15 protein-coding genes are annotated in these 14,521 nt (G+C 59.6%); 9 read left to right on the top strand and 6 right to left on the bottom strand.

Going from position 1 to position 14,521, the window contains the following annotated elements:
* Positions 1-28 precede the first annotated feature (28 nt).
* The 6 genes from HNQ99_RS00490 to metK all read left to right on the top strand — a co-directional run bounded on the left by HNQ99_RS00490 (position 29) and on the right by metK (position 5,866).
* Positions 29-727 carry a glutamine amidotransferase gene (locus HNQ99_RS00490; protein ID WP_184473687.1) on the top strand — a complete coding sequence of 233 codons (699 nt, stop codon included), beginning with the start codon at positions 29-31 and terminating at the stop codon, positions 725-727.
* Positions 728-940: 213 nt separating this feature from the next.
* Positions 941-1,747: a hypothetical protein gene (locus tag HNQ99_RS00485; protein ID WP_184473686.1), complete on the top strand. Its 807-nt coding sequence runs from the start codon at positions 941-943 to the stop codon at positions 1,745-1,747.
* A 122-nt stretch (positions 1,748-1,869) separates the two neighbouring features.
* Positions 1,870-2,160 carry a hypothetical protein gene (locus tag HNQ99_RS00480; protein WP_184473685.1) on the top strand — a complete coding sequence of 97 codons (291 nt, stop codon included), beginning with the start codon at positions 1,870-1,872 and terminating at the stop codon, positions 2,158-2,160.
* A 33-nt stretch (positions 2,161-2,193) separates the two neighbouring features.
* Positions 2,194-2,922, top strand: coding sequence for an energy transducer TonB (locus tag HNQ99_RS00475; protein ID WP_184473684.1), 729 nt, complete (start codon positions 2,194-2,196; stop codon positions 2,920-2,922).
* A 121-nt stretch (positions 2,923-3,043) separates the two neighbouring features.
* Entirely contained in the window at positions 3,044-4,582 is a 1,539-nt protein-coding gene (lnt, locus tag HNQ99_RS00470; protein WP_322790282.1) for an apolipoprotein N-acyltransferase, read from the top strand.
* Between the two features lie 78 nt (positions 4,583-4,660).
* Positions 4,661-5,866 carry a methionine adenosyltransferase gene (metK, locus tag HNQ99_RS00465; RefSeq protein ID WP_184473683.1) on the top strand — a complete coding sequence of 402 codons (1,206 nt, stop codon included), beginning with the start codon at positions 4,661-4,663 and terminating at the stop codon, positions 5,864-5,866.
* A 109-nt stretch (positions 5,867-5,975) separates the two neighbouring features.
* On the opposite strand, the gene HNQ99_RS00460 is transcribed toward metK, so the two are convergent.
* From HNQ99_RS00460 to HNQ99_RS00450, 3 genes are read right to left on the bottom strand one after another with little or no spacing between them, the layout of a single operon-like run.
* Positions 5,976-6,629: a phosphoribosyltransferase gene (locus tag HNQ99_RS00460; protein WP_184473682.1), complete on the bottom strand. Its 654-nt coding sequence runs from the start codon at positions 6,627-6,629 to the stop codon at positions 5,976-5,978.
* Positions 6,613-7,281 carry a dienelactone hydrolase family protein gene (locus HNQ99_RS00455; protein WP_184473681.1) on the bottom strand — a complete coding sequence of 223 codons (669 nt, stop codon included), beginning with the start codon at positions 7,279-7,281 and terminating at the stop codon, positions 6,613-6,615. Before HNQ99_RS00455 ends, HNQ99_RS00460 begins: the two co-directional genes overlap by 17 nt.
* 5 nt (positions 7,282-7,286) lie before the next feature.
* Positions 7,287-7,481 (bottom strand): hypothetical protein, encoded by a 195-nt coding sequence (locus HNQ99_RS00450; RefSeq protein WP_184474038.1) that lies wholly within the window; start codon positions 7,479-7,481, stop codon positions 7,287-7,289.
* Between the two features lie 275 nt (positions 7,482-7,756).
* Here HNQ99_RS00450 and HNQ99_RS00445 point away from each other — a divergent pair, with 275 nt between their 5' ends.
* Positions 7,757-7,885 carry an entericidin A/B family lipoprotein gene (locus tag HNQ99_RS00445; protein ID WP_184473680.1) on the top strand — a complete coding sequence of 43 codons (129 nt, stop codon included), beginning with the start codon at positions 7,757-7,759 and terminating at the stop codon, positions 7,883-7,885.
* 108 nt (positions 7,886-7,993) lie between these two features.
* On the opposite strand, the gene HNQ99_RS00440 is transcribed toward HNQ99_RS00445, so the two are convergent.
* The 3 genes from HNQ99_RS00440 to HNQ99_RS00430 all read right to left on the bottom strand — a co-directional run bounded on the left by HNQ99_RS00440 (position 7,994) and on the right by HNQ99_RS00430 (position 11,502).
* Entirely contained in the window at positions 7,994-9,397 is a 1,404-nt protein-coding gene (locus tag HNQ99_RS00440) for an NAD(P)H-dependent flavin oxidoreductase (RefSeq protein ID WP_184473679.1), read from the bottom strand.
* 93 nt (positions 9,398-9,490) lie between these two features.
* The gene (locus HNQ99_RS00435) at positions 9,491-10,630 is read right to left on the bottom strand and encodes a glycosyltransferase family 4 protein (RefSeq protein ID WP_184473678.1); all 1,140 of its coding nucleotides are present in this window, start codon (positions 10,628-10,630) and stop codon (positions 9,491-9,493) included.
* A gap of 5 nt (positions 10,631-10,635) precedes the next feature.
* Positions 10,636-11,502, bottom strand: a complete 867-nt coding sequence (locus HNQ99_RS00430; protein WP_184473677.1) for an alpha/beta fold hydrolase — start codon at positions 11,500-11,502, stop codon at positions 10,636-10,638.
* Positions 11,503-11,539: 37 nt separating this feature from the next.
* On the opposite strand from HNQ99_RS00430, the gene HNQ99_RS00425 reads away from it, so the two are divergent.
* Positions 11,540-12,928: a protein adenylyltransferase SelO family protein gene (locus HNQ99_RS00425; RefSeq protein ID WP_184473676.1), complete on the top strand. Its 1,389-nt coding sequence runs from the start codon at positions 11,540-11,542 to the stop codon at positions 12,926-12,928.
* A gap of 111 nt (positions 12,929-13,039) precedes the next feature.
* Positions 13,040-14,461: a succinylglutamate-semialdehyde dehydrogenase gene (astD, locus tag HNQ99_RS00420; RefSeq protein WP_184473675.1), complete on the top strand. Its 1,422-nt coding sequence runs from the start codon at positions 13,040-13,042 to the stop codon at positions 14,459-14,461.
* The last annotated feature ends 60 nt before the right edge of the window (positions 14,462-14,521 follow it).

Below are 14,521 nucleotides of genomic sequence, written 5' to 3'. Positions count from 1 at the left end.
CAAATCGGGACGGTATCAGGCGAACTTCATGAAATCCGCGCTTATCATCCGCCACGTTCCTTATGAAGGCGTCGCCGGCTATCGGCAGCCGATCGAGGATGCCGGTTATCATATCGATCGAATTGATGTTGCTGATCCTGCATTCAGTTCTCTCGATCTGCGGGAACCCGATCTGCTGATCATGATGGGCGGGCCGATGGGGGTTTATGAGCAGGAACGATATCCATGGATCGCCTGCCAACTACAGCGATTGCGTTTGCGGCTTGAGGCAGACCGGCCAACGCTCGGAGTCTGTTTCGGGGCTCAGATGATGGCAGCCGCCTTGGGAGCAGACGTCTATGCCGGTCCCCACAAGGAAGTGGGATTTCATCCCATTCGCCTCAATACCGCCGGTCTTTCCTCGCCCTTGCGGCATCTGGAGAATGTGCCGGTTCTTCATTGGCATGGCGATAGCTTTACACTGCCGGAGAATGTGGAGCTTTTGGGATCCAGCCACTTATACGAATACCAGGCCTTCCGGCGCGGCCCTAACCTGTTGGCGTTGCAGTTTCATGCCGAAATGGGAGAAGATGAGCGCTTCAACGCATGGATCGAGGAATGTCCGGAATTCGTGATCGAAGCCGGTGGCGACGAAGCCTCACTACGCGCCGCCCATGATCTTCATGGCCCTCCAGCGGTGGCGGCAGGACGCCGGGTGATCAGCGAATGGATTGATCTGATAGGCTGACTGAGCATTGCCGATTGATGCACCCCTGTTCTGCGTGGCATTTAGAGCGAATTCGCGCCTCTAAAGTTGCGCCAGGCCGAAAAATCGACAAACCATGGTGAATATTGGTCGAAACCCGTCCGGAATTACCAATTTTAGCTTATGGTCAGGATTGCTGTCGGCTACTGCCTCACAAGGCTTAAACCATCCCGCGTTGATCCAAAGCGAGGTTCATTGTTCCAGACGATCCGTATTCCCGCCAAAATTTTGCCTGAGCGAGTTCGCACAGGGATGGGAAGGCGCGCGACGGGAATTTTCCTGACGCTACTCGTAGAAGGGCTGTTGGGGCTTCTATTGCTCACCCTCGCGCCATCGACCTCGCGCCACGAAGAGGCTGAAGTGTCGTTGCTCAGCTTCGATGCGGTGCCTTTATCGGAAGAGGAACCCTCACCGCCCGCGGTCAGCACGCAAGACCGGCAGTCGCGCGAACGGCCCGCCGCGCCTCCTCCCGAGCCCGCCCAGGCAAAGCCGCTCCCCGACGAACAGCAGCCGGCACCACCTTTCCCATCAATGATTCAGCTTTCGCAAAGGCAGATGGCTGCCGCCGACATCGCCACCATACCGGTGCGCCCGGCACCACCGGCTCCAGCGGCCAAGTCGACAGTGGGTCCGCCCAATAGCGGCATGCCTGGCGACACGCCCCGCGTTGAAGGTGGGGGGCCGCATGGCGAACCTCTCTATGCCGCCTCCTGGTATCGCAAGCCTTATGATGATGAGTTGCGCGGATATTTGTCCACGGCGCGCGGGCCGGGCTGGGGCTTGATCGCGTGTCGCACCGTACCCGATTATCGCGTGGAAGATTGCGTCCCCGTTGCCGAATATCCTCAGGGATCGAACATCGCGCACGCCGTGCTGGCCGCAGCCTGGCAGTTCCGCGTTCGCCCACCACAACTTGGAGGGCTGCCAAAGGTAGGCGAATGGGTTCGCATCCGGATCGATTATGAACTCCGGCGGAGTGAAGGGATACCCTTAAACAGGTAAGAAAGTCATTGTTTTCACGCCGATCCGTAGGCCAGGCGCGCCGGACCGAGCCTTCTCCCTGCCATTCGCAGAACCAAATGCAGCACCAGACGTTGACTATTTCAATCAACCAGGAGGTGAATATGCGCAAGACAATGCTGATCGCAGCAGCGCTTGCTACCACGGCAGGTCTCGGCGGGTGCGCGCGCGAAACGACACGCGATGCTCTACGGGGCGCTGGATTTGGTGGTGCTGGCGGCGCTGTGGCCGGGGCGCTGATCCCTGGCTTAGGTGTGTTGGAAGGTGCGGCCATTGGCGCTGCTGGCGGCGCGGCTGTCGGCGCGGCCACTTCTGAAGGCCAGCGCAAATGGCATCGCGATAGCCGTGGGCGAGAATATTATATCGATAAGAACGGCCGCCGGGTCTACCGTTAAAGCGGCGCGGTCTGACATGCTGCGGCAACGGGCATGGCTAACTTATCCGCCAGACGATCAAGAACATATGAGCGGATCGGCCCGGTAATTGGTGTAGCGGCGGTCCACATTGTTCTGGGTTATGCGATCGTCGCTGGCCTGCAAGTGCCTTTGCCCCGGGGAATTGATGAAGCGGCTCTTGTCCTATTGGATTTGAAGCCGCTTCCTCCCCCCAAGCCGCCCGCCAAGCCTGAGCCCGAACCCACAGAACGGCACAGGGCCACCCCCAAACAAGGTGGTGCTGCGCCGGGACCAAAAGCGCGTCCACTGCAGCAAGCCGTGGCGCCAGTACCCGTCGTGCCGATCCCCCCTCTAATGACCGCAGCGCCGCCACCAATTGCCGCCGGCGACAATCCCGTGGGGTCCGGCGCAGGTGGCGCCGGCTCAGGCCAGGGGGCGGGCGGAACAGGTTCAGGCCGGGGCCAAGGCATTGGCGACGGCGAGTTCACTAGCGCCCGGCAGATCCGCGGTCGCTTCCGCAACTCCGACTTCCCGGCCTCCGCCAAGGGCGCGGGTCGGCTCAAGATCGGCGTGCGATACGCGGTTGGCCCATCAGGCGTTGTCGATCAATGCGAAATCATCGAGCCAAGCGGATATCCCGAGGTCGACGCAATGACCTGTCGCGTGATCGTTGAACGCTACCGCTTCAAGCCTGCGCGCGACGAAGACGGGATTCCCATCACCCAGGTGATGGAAGAGGATTATTCCTGGACGATGGATTAGGAAAGCTTGGCGGCCTGAGCCGGCTCAACTTGAAGCGAGAAGTTTACCACCTCGGTCAGCCTTCCGCCGTTCGTTTCGGCACCCGGTTGAAACTGCCGTAAAAGCAGGCGATAGCAGCGGCGTGCACAAAATTTATCCCATCATCGCCGCTTTTGTCCTCGGACTCATTTCTGCCATCGGATTCGCGCCGCTGGGAATTTGGCCGCTGACCCTGCTTTGCTTCACATTGTTGCTGCTCCTTGTCGAGCGAGCGGCGAATTTGCGGCAGGCCCTCACCCGTGGCTGGTGGTTCGGGGTCGGACATTTTACGGCGGGGCTCAACTGGATCGCGCATGCCTTTACCTTTCAGGACGCCATGCCGCACTGGTTTGGTTATGGCGCAGTCTTCCTGCTGTCGCTTTACCTTGCCGTCTATCCTGCCATGGCGGCCGGGCTGGCGTGGAGATATGGGAAGCGTGACCAGCGGCAATTCGTGCTGTATTTCGCCGTGGCGTGGCTGGTAACGGAATGGCTGCGAGCGAACATCTTCACTGGCTTTTCCTGGAATCCGCTTGGGGTGATCTGGATTTCCGCACTGCCCCTGGCGGACGGAGCGCGCTGGATCGGGACTTATGGACTTTCGGCTCTGACGGTTCTTTTGGCCGGAACAATCCTGCTGGCGTCCCGGGCCGAGAACAGGAGCTTTGCCGCCGCCACGGCATTTCTCATCGCCCTGTTTGCCGGAGCTGCGCATTTCGCCAAGCCCACCACGCCGCCGCTGCGCCGCGATGTCCCGGTCCGGATTGTTCAGCCCAATATCGGGCAGCAATACAAGCATGTCGAAGCCTATGAGGAACCCAATTTCCTGAAGCTGGCTCAACTTTCCGGCAAGCCGGACGGCAGATCGCGGCTGATCTTCTGGCCCGAAGCCGCCGTGCCTGCGATATTGGATCTGGAACCTAATTGGCGAGATCGCCTGGCCAGCACGATTGGCCCGCGCGAATTGCTGATGACTGGGGGTCTCAAGCTTTATTATGAGATCCGGGGAAAGGGCGGCAATCAGCAGACCGTGCTTACCGGTGCGAATAACAGCCTTTGGGTGCTGACGCCGGATTCTTGGCTGATCAGCCGTTATGACAAGGCGCATTTGGTGCCTTATGGCGAATATCTGCCGATGCGTGGCATATTGCAGCCGCTTGGGTTATCCCGCCTAGTGCCAGGTGATGCAGACTTCTGGCCAGGCCCCGGCCCCGAAACGCTTGACCTTCCGGCGAGCGGCAGTCGCCCTTCCCTCAAAATGGGCGTTCAGATTTGCTATGAGATTATATTTTCCGGCCATGTCGTCGATGAACGCAACCGGCCGGATTTCCTCTTCAACCCGTCTAATGATGCATGGTTCGGAAGCTGGGGCCCGCCCCAGCATCTGGCGCAAGCCCGGCTTCGTGCCCTGGAGGAGGGCATCCCGATCATTCGTTCGACGCCGACGGGCATTTCGGCTGTCATTGCTGCCGACGGCGCGTTGCTCGATCACCTGCCGCTCGGTCAGGCGGGTTATATCAAGACATTCCTGCCGGGTAAGCTGCCGCCGACGGCCTTTGCCCGTATGGGCAATCCTGCCCCCTTTCTCCTAGCCTTGCTTATATTTGTCGTCGGCATTGCGTTGCGTCGGCGGAGCGGCTAAGGGAGCATATAAGGAAATCTTTATATGGTGCATGTTTTCACTGAAGGCATGCCTAAACGCGGGAAGTACGGGAGTATCATGCGCAGTTCCTATCTTTTCACCTCCGAATCCGTCTCTGAAGGTCATCCCGACAAGGTGTCGGATCAGATCAGCGACGCAATCGTCGACCTGTTCCTTTCCAAGGATCCTGAAGCCCGGGTTGCGTGCGAAACCCTGACCACAACCAATCGGATCGTATTGGCGGGCGAGGTACGTTGTTCGGACCGCAACTTCATTACTGCGGATGGCGAACTCACAGATCAGGGCAAGGCGGAGATTGAAAAGGCCGCGCGCGATACCGTCAAGCGCATCGGTTATGAGCAAGAGGGTTTCCATTGGAAGGAAGCTGAACTGTCCAACTTCCTTCACGGCCAATCGGCCCATATCGCCCAGGGCGTGGACGCCAGCGGCAACAAGGATGAGGGCGCAGGCGACCAGGGCATCATGTTTGGTTATGCCTGCGACGAGACACCGGGCCTCATGCCTGCGACGCTCTACTATTCGCATAAGATACTGGAAAAAATGGCCGCCGATCGGCACGCCAAAGTCGTGGACTTCCTTGAACCCGACGCCAAGAGCCAGGTAACTTTGGCTTTTGAGAACGGCAAGCCCGTGCGCGCCACCGCGCTGGTGGTTTCGACGCAACACAGCGCCGCTCTCAGCAATATCGAAGGGCAGAAGAAGCTGCGCGACTATGCCAAGGCGGTTATGGAAGACGTTCTGCCCTCGGGCTGGCTCCCTGCCGACGACGCCATCTACATCAATCCCACGGGCCTGTTCGAAATCGGCGGCCCTGATGGCGACGCAGGCCTGACCGGCCGCAAGATCATCGTCGACACTTATGGCGGCGCGGCGCCCCATGGCGGCGGCGCTTTTTCGGGCAAAGATCCGACGAAAGTCGACCGTTCGGCCGCTTATGTCAGTCGCTATCTCGCCAAAAATGTGGTCGCGGCTGGACTGGCCGAACGCTGCACCATTCAGCTTTCCTATGCCATTGGCGTTGCAGAGCCGCTCTCGCTCTATGTCGATACGCACGGCACGGGCAAAATCGACGAAGCCAGAATTGAAGCAGTACTGCCGAAGTTGATGCGCCTAACCCCGCGCGGTATTCGTACTCATTTGAACCTTAACAAGCCGATCTACGAACCGACGGCGGCCTACGGTCATTTCGGCCGCACCGCCAATGGCGATTTCTTTCCGTGGGAAAAAACGGACTTGGTCGACGCACTGAAGCAGGCTTTCTGAGTAACTCCCAGACTCGATCCTGTTCAGGTTGAACCGGATCGAGTCCGGATTTTGTTCGTTTCCCGCGATTTCCGAGTCGGCAAATGATTCCGTCTGCCTCGAAATCACTTCAGCCCCGCGCCTCTCGCATCAAATGGATGACTTCTTCATCCCCCGTCTGAGTGAAGTCGACATAATGCGCGCCCACGGCGTGAAACGGACTGGGCGAAACCAGGCAAATGATTTCGTCGCATTCTTCGGCAAGCTGCGCCACCGTATCGGCCGGAGCCACCGGTACGGCGAGAATGAGCCGGGCCGGATGGTTCTTCCTGACGCCCTTCAAGGCGGCGCGCACAGTTCCTCCGGTCGCTATGCCGTCATCGACGACGATTACCGTTCGGTCTTCCAATTCCACCGGTTCCGCCGCTCCGCGATATAGCCGCCTTCGTTCGTCGATCGTTTCAAGCTGCCTGCGCATTTCGGACCGAATATAATTGGGGCTGGGGCCGAGCTGGCGCACAATATCTTCGTTGAGCACCAATTGCGGATTTGGCCCGTCGACCACCGCGCCTATTCCCAACTCCTCATGGCCGGGTGCGCCAATCTTGCGCACGAACAAAAGGTCGAGTTCCGCCCCCAATGCAATCGCCACCTCATAGGCGACGGGAACGCCCCCCCGAGGCAGGCCAAGGATGACCGGATCGAGGGCGGCAAAACCGGCCAACACTTTGGCTAGCCGCTTTCCGGCGTCATAGCGGTCCTGGAATTCAGGATGTCCGAACATTGCCAGTCTCCTTTCTTGGGCGAGGCAAGAACTGGCCGAACCATTCGATCGCATGGTCCAACACCTCATCCATTGTTCCCGGCTCCTCGAACAAATGGCCTGCCCCTTCCACGACAGCCAAGCGGCGGGGCGCGTCGATTTTGACCAGAGCCTCTCGGTTGAGGCGCAGCACCTCTCCATCCAGACTGCCGACGATAAGCAGAGTAGGCGCATGCACCTGCCGAAGCGCGTCGCCGGCGAGGTCCGGCCGTCCACCTCTGGATACCACCGCACCAATGCGTCCATCCGCGGCGGCGGTGGCGAGCAACGCGGCTCCCGCGCCCGTACTCGCGCCGAAATAGCCGACGCGCAGCGCTGCCGTTTCGGGTTGTTGCACCACCCAGGCGGTAGCCGTTGCCAGACGCGACGCCAAAAGCGGGATGTCAAAGATGTTATGACGATCCAGCTCCTCGGCAGGCGTCAAAAGATCCAGCAACAAGGTAGCAAATCCGCTTGCCCGCAGCCCCTTAGCCACCTGATTGTTGCGGGGGCTGTGACGGCCGCTACCGCTGCCATGCGCGAATATCACCAACCCTTTGGCCCTGATTGGAATACCAAGCAGAGCCTGCAAGCGGCTGGGACCGATTTCGACGGGTAGGGGATCGTTATTCATGGCCTTTACAGCCCGAAGGGGTAGGTTTCGGGCGCTCCTACCGGTCGCTCAGAACCTATTGGAGTGACAGCCCGGGTCTGTTCAAACCACAGCCAGGCTTCTTCTGGCGGCGGCAAGGACTCGGCACGGTGGCGCAGGGCTGAAACCAGTTCGGCAGAAGCCTCCCTTCCGGTCGTGCTGCGCATGCCGATGTGACCCATTTGACCTCTCCTGCGTGGCTACAGGCTGACTGGTCAAACGCAGGATTTTCTACACGGTTGAGGTGGTCAACCTGGCTAACCAGACAAGAAACGAACGTTTGGCCAAGGGCGCTGTTCCTTAAGAAATGAAGCAAATCCGCCACTTATTTGGCGTTGTGCCGTTGCAGGAAAATCCTTGCTCGCTCACCCCGCAAAGTTGCGCGGGGAACGAAGCAAGTTTTGCTTGGTTTGTATTTCCAGTCACCTATCGATGGTGAAAAGATCAGGAGAAAACCATGATTAAGGCATTTCTCGCCGCACTTACCTTGCCTGCGCTGCTTTTGATCAGCGCGTGCAATACTGTGGAAGGCGCTGGTAAGGACCTTGGAAGCGCCGGTAACGCCGTAGAAGACGCGGCCGATTAAGAAAATTCTTTAACTTGGTCTGCGCATGCAGGAGCCAGGGAGTTCGGCCGTAGCACTCGGAACTCGGCGCTCCTGCAGGCGTAGCGCCATTCTGCGGGCAACGCTTTCTCAGTCGCCCGTCAGGATGCGGTCCACCAATTGTTTGACGGTGGGCACGAAGCCGTTCGAATAGAACGGATCCTGTTTGAAATGATAGGCGCCATGACCAGCGAACATCAGATTCTGCTCGGGATCGCCGCCATGAGCGATATCCTGCAGAGTCTTCTGAATGCAAAAGCTGCGGGGGTCGGCTAGCCGGCCGGTGCTGTTCGTCTCGCTATCCATCCAGCTTGAAAAAGCACATTGGCTAAGGCAGCCCATGCAGTCTGCCTGATCCTTACGGATCAAAGTGCGCTCTTCTTCGGTGACGAACACCAGAGTATTGTCCGGCGTTTTCAAAGCGCTGGTGTAACCTAGGCCATACCATTCGCGCGCGCGCAACAAGTCGCCGCGGGTTACCCAGAAATTCTTGCCCTTCACAGCAACATCAAGCTGGTGCTGATGATCGCCCGCAGCTTCGCCGGAGAAAGCGATCTGCCGTTCCGAACGAGTTTCCAGGCTACGCAGGAACGGATTACGGACTGCGGAGGAATAAAAGCCGGTCGGCGAGAAACGGTGGAGAAGGATGTCGCCTTCGTCCAGCGTTGTAAGCCGTTCTTTCCAGCCCGCCGGGATAGGGCTTTCCTGGGTTAGGAGCGGGCGAGTGCCAAATTGGAAGGCGATGCTGCCCAGTTCTGGATTGTCGATCCAGTCGTTCCAATCGCGCAGATACCAGACGCCTCCCGCCATGACGATGGGAACATCGTCGCTGATACCACCCTCGCGCATCGTCGCCCGCAATTCGCGCACACGGGGATAGGGATCTTGTGGCTGCAGAGGATCTTCCGCGTTGGACAGTCCATTATGTCCGCCGGCTAGCCAGGGATCTTCATAGACCACCGCCGCCAGCCAGTCCGAAGCTTTGCTATAGGCGCGCTTCCAGAGCGCCCGGAACGCGCGTGCCGAACTGATGATTGGCAGGTAGCTCACCTCATAGGAGGCCGAGATTTCGCTCAGCTTATAGGGCATGCCTGCGCCGCAGGTGACGCCGGCCACCATTCCACGCGTGCGTTCAAGCACGCCATGCAGAACCCGCTGGGCGCCGCCCATTTCCCACAGCACGTTGATGTTGATCGCACCCTTGCCGCCAGCGATCTCAAAGGCTCGCTTCACCTGCTCGACCGCGCCGTCAATGGCGTATTTGATGAGTTCCTCATGGCGTTCACGTCGGGTAGCGGCGTGATAGACCTGCGGTATGATCTTGCCCGTAGGATCATAGCTGTCGGCGTTGACGGCCGAAACAGTACCAATACCACCAGCGGCAGCCCAGGCCCCGGAACTCATGTGGTTGGATACGGCAACGCCCTTGCCGCCTTCTACCAGCGGCCACACTTCGCGTCCGCCATAGATAATGGGTTTTAACCCCTTGAACACATTATGCTCCCCAAAGCCTATCCGTTTGCGCCCTTGCAAGGGTCGTCCTATAGCAAGTTTTAGCGCTGTTGCGCGTACAATATCGGCCGCGTCCTACAGCAATGCGTCCGGCCTGCCTAGTGCCTCCCCGTAAAGCTCGGCATAGGCGCGGATCATGTCTGCCTCTGCAAAGGCCCGACGTGCCTTTTCCCGATTGGCCGCGCCGACTGCCTTCCTCAATTGACCATCGCCCCCCAGCTTGCCCAACGCCTCAGCGAACGCCCTTTCGTCACCGACAGGTACGATAAACGGCCGGTTTTCTTCCGCCACCATGCTGGCGACATCGCCCACATCAGTAGTGACGGCAGCAAGTCCCGCGGCCATTGCCTCCACCAGCGAAATCGGGAATTGCTCGCTATCGGAGGAGAGCGCGAACATGTCGAAAATCCCAATAAAGCGAAATGGTTCCGCCATGAAGCCTGGCAGGTGAATGTCGTCCAGACCGCAAGCAGAAGCCTCCGCAATCACGGCATTCCGCTCTGGCCCCTCACCAATGATGACAAGCTGAAACCGATCCTTCTGCGCCGCGACGGCTCTGACCAGCCGGGGAAGATTTTTCACCGGCCGCAACCCTGCGAGCGTTCCTACCAGCAGCTTGCCCGGAGTGCGGACAAGGCCGGGAATGGCGTGTGCTTCAGCCGGCACGCCATAGCGCGCCACATCAATGCCATTGCTGATCAGCCGTATCCTACCGACCGACTGACGCCACGCCCTGACAGCAATGCGCTGAAGCTTTTCTGAAGGCACCACCAATGCATGTGCACTGCTGAGGCCCAACCGCCGAAACAAATTCCGGCCGGCCTTAAGGCCATTCACCTCATCGCTGTTAAAGCCATCCTCATGATGGATTAGCGGCGGCAACTTCATCGATCGGGCGAACAGCCGGTGGGCCATGGCTCCGTCCATCGCGCCCCAATTATAGCTGAGCACCAGATCAAAATATTTCATATAAGCAGCAAGTTGCCGATACCGCGCCAGCGAAGGCCTGCCCGCAAGCGCGGGGGCGTCCGTGGGAAAGCCGACCGCTACTCCCGGCGCGATCGCCTCTCGCGCGCCCAGCTGATCGGGCGCTCCGCTCATTATGCGATGCTCGGCCCTGCCCTCCCAGGCATTCATCAGCCTCACCGCCCGCGCCTCCTTGCCGCCCAGCGAAAAGCTGCTGTGAAGATGCAGGATACGGGCTGGCCGCGTCATTCCGCTCAGGCGCCCTGCAGAATCTGCTGCAGCAACCAGTCGACTCCCTCGGCTGCCTCGGGCTCATCCAGCACCGGGGCATGACCAACATCGGGTACTGTCACGATCTTGACCATGCTGAGCCGCGCCGCCATGTTCCGCACCGTCGCTTCACTCAAAAGGTCGGACCGTTCGCCCCTCACCAACAGGACCGGCACGTCCTTCAGCGCTTCCAGCGTCGGCCACAGATCCACGCCTGCTTCGCCCCCCGGCATCCGCAACGGTTCGGCGATCCGCATATCATAATCAAGCACGATGCGCCCGCCGCTGGTCAGGCGATACAGCCGTTTCGCCATGTCCAGCCAATCTTCCAGGCCATAGCGCGGATAGATATCCGCGTTGTTTTCCCCCAGCGCACGTGCCGCATGCACCCAGGTGGGATAGCTCCCCCCTGATCCGACATAGCCCTTGATCCGCTCAAGCCCCGCCTGCTCGATCACCGGCCCAATATCGTTCAGAAGCGCTCCTGCAATGCGCTCCGGTCGCGTCGCCGCCAGCAGCATCGTCAATATTCCGCCCAGCGACGTACCGAACGCGACAAAGCGGCTCACCGCCAGATCGGCCAATAGCCGTTCTATATCCTGCAGATAAGTAAGGGGCGCATAAGTCATGGGGTCCTTGGCATAAGCGCTGTCGGCACGTCCCCGCATCTCAGGACAGATCAGCCGCCAAGTCCCCGCAAGTCGGCTGGCCAAGGCATCGAAATCGCGCGCATTTCGGGTGAGCCCATGGAAACAGAAGATAGGCGGCCGGTCAGAGGGTCCTGCATAGTCGCGGTAATGCAGCCGCAGGCCGTCGTTGGACCACCAAAATCCGTCTTTATAGTCGGCCAAGCTTGAACCTTTCGCTGTTCATGCCCCATATCGCCTTATGACGATCCAGCCGCAAGCATCGAAATATCATCCAGAATCCAAGATTCTTGCCCTGGGCGAGAATATCGGCGATCCCGTCGAGGCGGCGGACTTCCCCAAAACCGTCCTACGCTTCCGCAATGACCGTTGGGCGGAAGCTGTGGGCCTTGGCCACCTTACGGACGAACAGTGGATAACGCATTTCGGCCGGTTCCAGCCGCTGGAAGAAACTCTTCAGCAACCGCTCGCCCTGCGGTATCACGGACATCAATTCCGCGTGTACAATCCCGACATCGGCGACGGCCGGGGATTTCTTTTCGCTCAGCTTCGCGATTCTGGCGGCCGCCTGCTCGATCTTGGCACCAAGGGATCGGGCCAGACCCCTTATAGCCGCTTCGGGGACGGCCGCCTGACGCTCAAGGGCGGGGTTCGCGAGATATTGGCGACTGAAATGTTGGAGGCCCTTGGCGTAAACACCAGCAAGACCTTCTCCCTGATTGAAACCGGGGAAGACCTGGTACGCGGCGATGAGCCTTCCCCCACCCGCTCATCGGTGCTCGTACGTCTGAACCACAGCCACATCCGTATCGGCACGTTTCAACGAATCGCGCTGGAGCAGAACAAGGAATTGATGGTCCGTCTCATCGATTATTGCCTGGAAAACCTGCTCCAGCCTGCTCCCGAAGGACTTCCGCCCCCAATTGCGCTTATGCGACAGGCGGTGAATAACACAGCCGATCTCGCCGCTTCCTATATGGTCGCCGGCTTCGTTCACGGCGTACTTAACAGCGACAACATCAATATCACCGGCGAAAGCTTCGACTATGGCCCCTGGCGCTTCACTCCGCTTTGGGAGTCAGGCTTTACCGCCGCATATTTCGACCAGACTGGACTTTACGCCTTTGGTCGCCAGGCCGAGGCCATTCACTGGGATGTCGCGCAACTTGCCGTCTCATTGAGGCTCCTTTGCGATTCCCAGCCTTTGATCGCAGAGCTGGAGCGCTTCCCGGATCTTTACCAAAACGCCCTCATCGCGCATTTCTTCCGCCGCCTCGGCCTCGCGCCGGGCGAAAGAGATTCATCCCTGCAGTTCATCGAAACCTCTGTACAAGCCATGGCCGCTTCGAAGACGCAGATCGACCGTTTCTTTTTCGATTGGCGGCATGGCAAGCCCCAGCGGGCCGACAGCTATGCCGGCGACACATGGGACAAGCTTCGCGCGGAGATCAATGCTTTCGCCCCCACCGGTACGCGCGATCATGCCTACTGGACCGACGAAGCCCCTTGTTCCATGCATATCGAAGAGGTCGAAGCGATCTGGTCCGCCATCGCAGAGCGCGATGATTGGGCACCGTTGCGCCATAAGGTAGCGGCCATTCGGCGGATGGGCGCGGCGCACAAGAGTTGACGACCTCTATCGTCCAGGCCGGAGTTCAGGCGCCTCACTAATCCCTGGCGCCCAATGAAATTTGCGCTACATCGCACTATATGAACCGCATGACGCTCGGTACGGCATCCCATGTCCCAGCTCACATCCACTGAGCCCGCCACCGGCGCTACGCTTTGGTCCGGCAAAATCAGCGACGTAAACGCCGAAGTTGCGCTCGCCCGAGCGGCCTGGCCAGAATGGGCGGCCCAATCGCTGACCAGCCGCATCGAGATCATGCGCCGCTTCGCCAATCTGGTCCGCTCCAAGAACGGGAAGCTCGCCGACCTCATCGCGCGGGAAACCGGCAAGCCCGTTTGGGAAGCGCTTACCGAAGTCGACGCGGTCATCAACAAAGTTGAAATTTCCGTCTCCGCCTATTCCGAACGCACCGGGCAGAAGCGGCTTGAAGGCACCATGGGCGACCGTACCGCCGTGCGGCATAAACCCCATGGCGTGATGGCGGTTCTGGGTCCATACAATTTCCCGGCGCACCTGCCGAACGGTCATATCGTTCCCGCGCTGATCGCCGGCAATGCCGTCATCTTCAAGCCTTCTGAAAAGACGCCTGCGGTGGGCGAGATGATGGTCGATCTCTATCGCGCCGCAGGCGTCCCGGACGAAGCGATCCGCTTGGTGGTGGGCGGCCCGCTGGAAGGAAAGGCGTTGACCGCTCATCAGGATGTCGACGGAATATTGTTCACTGGGTCCGCACAAACGGGCATCGCCATCAATGTCCAGCTTGCCAGCCAGCCGAACAAGATCGTCGCGCTCGAAATGGGCGGCAATAATCCCATTGTGGTTTGGGACACGCTGGACATCCACACGGCAGCAATAGTCGTGGTCCAATCAGCCTTCTTGTCGGCAGGTCAGCGTTGCACCGCGGCCAAGCGCTTAATCGTCAGGGACAGCCTCTATGAGGCGCTGCTGGCTGAGGTAAAGACCATCGCGGACCGCCTGATCGTCGGCGAACCCCACAGCCAGCCGTCCCCTTTCATGGGACCGGTGATCGACAACCAGGCGGCCGACGGCCTTACCGAAAGCTTCCTCATCCTGATGAGCAACGGCGGCAAACCCATCAAGCATATGGCTCGCCCGATAGAAGGCCGACCCTTCCTCACGCCAGGCATCATCGATGTCACCGACATGCCGGAACGCCCGGACGTTGAGCTATTCGGCCCCCTGCTGCAGGTCGTCCGCGTTTCGAGCTTCGAGCAGGCGATCGCGGAGGCCAACAACAGCCGCTACGGCCTGTCCGCATCGCTGATCGGCGGGACCGCGCAACATTATGACCAGTTCTGGGCCAATGTCCGGGCGGGCGTCATCAATTGGAACAAACCTACCAATGGCGCGCCTTCCACCGCGCCCTTTGGCGGCGTCGGCATTTCCGGCAATCACCGGCCAAGCGCCTTTTATGCGGCTGACTATTGCGCCTACCCCGTCACGTCGTCCGAATCGGATCAGGCCCGGGCGTCGATTGGGATCGGACTGAGGGATGCCGGCATTCCTGAATAGCAACTTTTGCAACTGCCGGGGGACCGAAAACAAGTCACCAAAACATTTCCTAAGTTGGTA

The sequence above is a fragment of the Rhizorhapis suberifaciens genome, from assembly GCF_014200045.1.
In the GTDB taxonomy this organism is placed as follows: domain Bacteria; phylum Pseudomonadota; class Alphaproteobacteria; order Sphingomonadales; family Sphingomonadaceae; genus Rhizorhapis; species Rhizorhapis suberifaciens.
The sequence above is the reverse complement of the archived record's forward strand: the minus strand, read 5'-3'. Positions and strand labels throughout refer to the sequence as shown.

Coding starts and splice junctions, on each gene's coding strand:
- HNQ99_RS00425 (WP_184473676.1), top strand. CDS start 11,540: ATGACGATCCAGCCGCAAGCATCGAAATATCATCCAGAATCCAAGATT.
- metK (WP_184473683.1), top strand. CDS start 4,661: ATGCGCAGTTCCTATCTTTTCACCTCCGAATCCGTCTCTGAAGGTCAT.
- HNQ99_RS00455 (WP_184473681.1), bottom strand. CDS start 7,281: ATGAATAACGATCCCCTACCCGTCGAAATCGGTCCCAGCCGCTTGCAG.
- HNQ99_RS00450 (WP_184474038.1), bottom strand. CDS start 7,481: ATGGGTCACATCGGCATGCGCAGCACGACCGGAAGGGAGGCTTCTGCC.
- HNQ99_RS00475 (WP_184473684.1), top strand. CDS start 2,194: ATGGCTAACTTATCCGCCAGACGATCAAGAACATATGAGCGGATCGGC.
- HNQ99_RS00445 (WP_184473680.1), top strand. CDS start 7,757: ATGATTAAGGCATTTCTCGCCGCACTTACCTTGCCTGCGCTGCTTTTG.
- HNQ99_RS00480 (WP_184473685.1), top strand. CDS start 1,870: ATGCGCAAGACAATGCTGATCGCAGCAGCGCTTGCTACCACGGCAGGT.
- HNQ99_RS00460 (WP_184473682.1), bottom strand. CDS start 6,629: ATGTTCGGACATCCTGAATTCCAGGACCGCTATGACGCCGGAAAGCGG.
- HNQ99_RS00490 (WP_184473687.1), top strand. CDS start 29: ATGAAATCCGCGCTTATCATCCGCCACGTTCCTTATGAAGGCGTCGCC.
- astD (WP_184473675.1), top strand. CDS start 13,040: ATGTCCCAGCTCACATCCACTGAGCCCGCCACCGGCGCTACGCTTTGG.
- HNQ99_RS00435 (WP_184473678.1), bottom strand. CDS start 10,630: ATGACGCGGCCAGCCCGTATCCTGCATCTTCACAGCAGCTTTTCGCTG.